The following is a 5,353-nucleotide window of genomic DNA, read 5'->3' on the forward strand; positions in this document are numbered from 1 at the left end:
ACGGTGAAGTGGGGCAGCGGCCCGGTGGAGCAATGCCGGATTGCTTATACGCTGCCGAAGAAAGATGCGAAGGCTTATAACCCCGGGTATTTGTCGCTGCAATCGCATTGCGTGCCGGGAAGTGAAATGCAAGCGAGCGGGGAGACGGGTGCGCACAATGCAGCGATGCCGGTGACTGTTGCGCGGTAGAGTCTGGTCGTGCTGACGTTTGAACACACGAGCGAAATAGTGTGATTCGAATCATTCCCCAACGCTGCTGAATTTGCACGACTGTCCTGCTTATCTGCGTGAGGCAATGCCCGCAGCGGAGCGGCGAATGCACATCCAACCTTCACCATTTCATACCGGTAAGCATGCAGTTGGACGATGTTCCCGGCTGCGCTTCTTATCGTACTTCCAGCGTAGATTGAGACTGCTGTTCAAACGGGCAGGGCAGCTTCATGGCGCAGCCAATCGGCGAAGCCGGTCACGGTGCTGGCGTCGCGGTGCGCTTCCGGTACGTCCAGCCAGTATCCGAATGGCCCGCTGATCTCGACGTCCGACATTCTCACGAGGGCACCCTCGGTCAACTCATCAGCAATCATGTTCAGATCCACAACGGCCAGGCCTACGCCGCGTCGCGCCGCATGGATCGCCTGCTGCAGATTCGAAAATTCAATACCATTCTCGGCATAACGCGGCGGCAATCCCGCTTTCGCCAGCCAGTCCGGCCATAGGTTCAGACGCACGTCCTCGTGCAGCACGTGAAGCGCGGGCAATCGATCCAGCAAGGTCTCGACCGGCGTTCCGGTGAACGATGCCGATCCCACCAACGCATGCCGCTCCACTATCAGCAACTCCGACCACCCATGCGCTGCCGCGTCTCGCCCGAAGCGCACGCTGCAATGGCACTCGTCGCTTTCCTGCGTACGAATAGAGAGGTCGACGTCCGGCAACTGTTCCGCCAGTGCGCCTAGCCGTGACGAAAACCACTGCGTGGCGAATGTGGGCGGCAATGACACAATCAAACGCTTGCGCTCGAAAGTTCCCGTCAAGTGGCGCGTTCCGCGCTCGATCACGTCAAATGCCTCTGTTACCGATGGCATCAGTAACACACCTGCCTGTGTTAAGCGGATTCCTCTATGGTCGCGCTCGAAAAGCTTCACGCCCAGTGATTCTTCCAGTAGCCTGATCTGACGGCTGACAGCTCCTTGTGTGACGCACAACGCTCGCGCCGCGCGGTTGAAACTCAAATGACGCGCCGTTTCTTCGAAGAAACGCAACGCAATCAATGATGGAAGATGTCGCATAGTGATTCCTGACCGCCCACCCCTTCTCGGTTTTTCTTGTGGCCGAGTAAACATGCCTCCTCCGCGAACCAGAATTGCTCCTGCCCCGCGTTCGATCAAATTACCTCGGTTCCCGATGCGAAACAATAGCCCGTTCGGTTGATGTTGAGACAAAACGAATTCTCATATTGGGCATCAGGAAATGTAAGAACGGGCGTTGGAAAAGGCGGGACATAGGCCATCTGGCTAGTAGTTGGGGACTTGGGAATCGCCTATGCTGGATAGATCCCATTGACGGAGGCCGCATGACCGTACGCAATCTCGATGCACTGTTCAACCCGAAGTCGATTGCCGTGATCGGGGCGTCGCTGCGTGCGGGCAGTATCGGCGAAATGGTGTGGTCACGGCTGAGCGCCGCCAACTTCGCGGGCCCGGTCTGGCCGGTGAATCCGAAGCATCGTCAGTTGAATGGGGCCGCGGTGTTCGCGGGCATCGGCGACTTGCCGGATATACCGACCGTGGCGGTGTTATGCACGCCACCGCCCACATGGCCGGAGATCGTTGGCCAACTGGGCGAGCGTGGCACGCGGGCGGTGGTCATCATCGGGCAGGCAGGCGAAGGGGAGGGCCGGGACTGGACACGCCGTACGCTTGCGGCTGCGCGGCCGTTCTTGCTGCGCGTGGTCGGTCCGGCCAGTGTCGGCGTGACGACGCCGGCTGTGGGCGCGGTGCTGGGGGCGCCGTCATGCGCCATCGCGCCAGGGGGGGTGGCATGGGTATCGGCGTCGAACGCGTTGACCAACGGCGTGATGGGCTGGGCGAACGCACGTGGCCTGGGTTTTTCTCGAGTGGTCGCGCTGGGCGACGAGGCTGACGTCGACGTGGGCGATATCCTCGATTTCCTCGCAAGCGACTCACGGACACGCGCGATCCTGATGGCCATCGAGTCGGTGCGAATGGCGCGCAAATTCATGTCGGCGGCGCGAGCGGCGGCGCGCAACAAGCCCGTGCTGGTTTTACGCACCGGCCACGATGATCCTTTCGATGCGCTTTACAGCGCCGCTTTCCGGCGCGCCGGCCTGGTACGGGTCGACTCACTCGACGACTTGCTCGATGAAATAGAGACCCTTGGCGTGGGCCGTGTGGCCGCAAGCGACCGGGCGACCGTCATCACCAGCGATCGCGGCGTGGCCGCGCTCGCTGCCGACGCATTCGCCGCGGCTGGAGATGCGCTTGCGCTCTGGCCCGAGGCTGCGCGCGTGTCAGTCGCCGCTGCGCTGCCGCACGCGCGTTTGGAGAACCCGCTGCAACTCGGAGACACCGCCACCGCGGCGGACTTCGGCGCGGTGCTCGCAGCGCTGGCGCCGCACCGCGAGACCGGGACAGCATTCGTAGTTCACGCGCCAACGCACACCGCGCCTGTCGCGGAAGTCGCTCGCGTGCTGATCGAGCAGCAAAGCCACGCGTACCGCGGTTTGATGACCTGCTTTTTCGGCTGCGTGGACCATGCAACACGCGACGCATTGCATGCCCACGGAATTCCCGTCCATACCACGCCTCAACGCCTGGCGCGGGGCTTCGCACGGCTCGTGGATTATCGCCAGGGTCGCGAGCTATTGATGCAAACGCCCGACGGGCCGCGCCCTCAGACCCTGGTCGCGCTGGACAGCGCGCAAGCTCAGATCATGGCGGCGTTGACGGCGGGCGTCGCGGAGCTGGACGGCGAGCGGGCGTCGCGGGTGCTGGCGCAGTTTGGCGTTGTCGTGAAGGCGGGGTCGGCAGGTCCGCGCAGCGTCGATGCCATCGAAATCGACGTCCGCTTGCTGAACCATCGTGTGTTCGGACCTGTGTTCGAGTTCAAGGCTGCTGGTGCACTCGGTTTGCCGGACGCAATGCACGAATTTGCATTTCCGCCACTCAATCCTGTTTTGGCGCGAGACCTCGTGATGCGTTCGCCGAGGGCGCGCGAACTCCCTGCGGAGAATTTGCTGATTGCGTTGACTGCCTTGTCGCAGGCTGTCTGCGAGATCGAGCAGATTGTCGCGTTGCGGTTGACGGTGCGCGTGACCCGTCAGGCGGTCGTGGTGTATGAACCCCACCTGACGCTGGCCGCGCATCGCACGCCGCTTGCCATTCAACCGTATCCGCGGCAACTGGAGGAGACGCTCGACTGGAACGGCTTGCTTATCACCGTGCGGCCGATCCGTCCCGACGACGAAGCCGCCCACAGCGCTTTCGTTGCTGCAATGACACCGGACGATCTGCGTCTGCGGTTCTTCAGCTCCGTGCGCAGTTTCGACCACTCGCAACTCGCTCGCATGACGCAGATCGACTATGACCGCGAGATGGCGTTTATCGCCGTCACGGGTGAACACGATGCTATCGAGACATTGGGGGTAGTGCGCGCCGTTGCCGATCCGGATAACGAGACGGCCGAGTTCGCAGTCGCGGTGCGCTCGGATCAGAAGGGCAAGCGGCTGGGAACGTTGCTGTTGACTCGGATCATCGCCTATAGCCGGGCGCGCGGAACACGCTGGCTGGTCGGCGAGGCGTTGCGCGAGAACACCGGCATGATCGGACTCGCGCGCCGTTTGGGATTCGAGATAACGGCCACGGAGGATCCGGGCGTGACCGGTTTCAGGATGCGGCTGGCCGGAGGAGAAGCAGAAGCCGGCGCACTGTCGTCATGAAGACTATCGAGACCGTGCAGATGAGGAATGCTGGCATCCGGCCGTCGTGGTGAGCGCCCAGAATGTGTGCTGCAACATGCCTGGCCGCGACCGCCTCTCCTCAAATCAGGCAGGCAGCTTTGCGAGCGCTTCGTCGACCTGCGCGCGAGATACGGCCAACTCGTCCAGCCACGCATCGGCATAAGTGCTGCCGGTTTCACGCTCCAGACGCGCGATAGTCGTCGCGCAACGCGTAGCGTCCTTGGGCGTAGCAATGAACGCCTTAACCGACGCGCCCGACGTGAACGCTTCGAACAGCGGAACGCGAATGTCGTCGGGCAGGGCGCGAGTGGTCCATTGATACGGCTTGCCGTTGAACGACAACTGCGGCGGCATTACACGTTCTTTTTTCGCCGCGGGAATCAGGCCGAAATTGCGCGCGGCATCGGCGATCTGGTCGGCCGTAAAGAGTTCGTCCGCGCCAATGTCGAACTGCTTGATAAACGTTTCGATGGACTGCATTGCGGCCGCGCGATCGTCGCGCTTTTGCTGCGCACGGGCGACAATATCGCGCAGCTCATCCGCTTCCTCGCTTGTGATCGTGAAGCTGGACTGCTTTTGCTGAAGTTCGGAGAAGCGCTGAAATTCGGGATCGGAGAGGAGTTTCGCCATTGCCTTGCGTAGAAAAAGACGCGAAACGTCGCGTGGAGCGACGATCCGCTTTTTGAGAGGGTCGCCATTCTAACGCGTCGCGCCGATCCGGAACCTCGCGAATCCGCAAAACCGGATCTTTCCAACGAAGCAAACCGAGTCTTCCGGCCGGGTCATCACAACGAATCCGCCAGCCCTAAGCCACCAGCCCTAAGCCGCGCTCGAATCTCGTAAATCACCTAAATCCTGCGAATCACCGAACTCCGCATCCGGTTCGCGAAACATCGACAGCGCCGCTGCCGCTTCACCAAGCTGCGCACTGACCTCGTTAAGAGACGGCGCCACGTATTCGTCGATTCGCCTGAGATACGGGCACGTCAGCGTCGCAATCGCCTGGCCCGACGGCCCGAGCAGTGGAAAACTCACGTCCATCACACCGAAGGTCTGCTGACTCTCCTTATGGAGAAAACCATCTGCGCGAATCTGCCTGTATGCATTTTCCAGCGCGAGCGGATCCAGCGCGGACTCACCCTTGACACGCGTGTGCTCGGCCAGCATGTGCGCGCGTTGTTCCGCGCTCTGGAACGCAAGGATCACGCGGCCCGAACCGGTATCGATTAACCCGACCCTCGCGCCGAGCCGCACCGAAATCCCCCATGTCCCCGGCCCGTCGACCTGGGCGATCACAAGCAAATTGCCCCGGTCATAGGCGGCGAGATGACACGATTGCTCCGCGCGATCGGCAAAACGCTGCATGACCGGCAA

General features: G+C 61.8%; 5 protein-coding genes. 2 read left to right on the forward strand and 3 right to left on the reverse strand.

The features are described from left to right. The coding region (locus JWR14_RS07535) for a hypothetical protein (RefSeq protein WP_299703886.1) at positions 1 to 189 on the forward strand (189 nt) is incomplete at its 5' end. A 230-nt stretch (positions 190 to 419) separates the two neighbouring features. Here the strand turns inward: JWR14_RS07535 and JWR14_RS07540 are convergent. After that, a complete protein-coding gene (locus JWR14_RS07540) occupies positions 420 to 1,289 on the reverse strand; it encodes a LysR family transcriptional regulator (protein WP_299703888.1) in 870 nt (289 codons plus the stop codon). A 284-nt stretch (positions 1,290 to 1,573) separates the two neighbouring features. Between JWR14_RS07540 and JWR14_RS07545 the strand changes: the two genes are divergently transcribed. After that, the gene (locus tag JWR14_RS07545; protein ID WP_299703890.1) at positions 1,574 to 3,958 is read left to right on the forward strand and encodes a GNAT family N-acetyltransferase; all 2,385 of its coding nucleotides are present in this window, start codon (positions 1,574 to 1,576) and stop codon (positions 3,956 to 3,958) included. A 105-nt stretch (positions 3,959 to 4,063) separates the two neighbouring features. On the opposite strand, the gene JWR14_RS07550 is transcribed toward JWR14_RS07545, so the two are convergent. Together JWR14_RS07550 and JWR14_RS07555 are read right to left on the reverse strand one after the other, a co-directional pair. Beyond that, positions 4,064 to 4,609 (reverse strand): hypothetical protein, encoded by a 546-nt coding sequence (locus tag JWR14_RS07550; protein ID WP_299703892.1) that lies wholly within the window; start codon positions 4,607 to 4,609, stop codon positions 4,064 to 4,066. A 189-nt stretch (positions 4,610 to 4,798) separates the two neighbouring features. Further along, positions 4,799 to 5,353: IclR family transcriptional regulator C-terminal domain-containing protein (locus tag JWR14_RS07555; RefSeq protein ID WP_299703894.1), on the reverse strand; the 555-nt coding region annotated here is incomplete at its 5' end.

Source organism: Caballeronia sp., from assembly GCF_028292365.1.
Lineage (GTDB): Bacteria > Pseudomonadota > Gammaproteobacteria > Burkholderiales > Burkholderiaceae > Caballeronia.

What these genes read in the sequence shown, in the direction of transcription:
- JWR14_RS07540 (WP_299703888.1), bottom strand. Translation starts at nt 1,289, where the DNA reads ATGCGACATCTTCCATCATTGATTGCGTTGCGTTTCTTCGAAGAAACG.
- JWR14_RS07545 (WP_299703890.1), top strand. Translation starts at nt 1,574, where the DNA reads ATGACCGTACGCAATCTCGATGCACTGTTCAACCCGAAGTCGATTGCC.
- JWR14_RS07550 (WP_299703892.1), bottom strand. Translation starts at nt 4,609, where the DNA reads ATGGCGAAACTCCTCTCCGATCCCGAATTTCAGCGCTTCTCCGAACTT.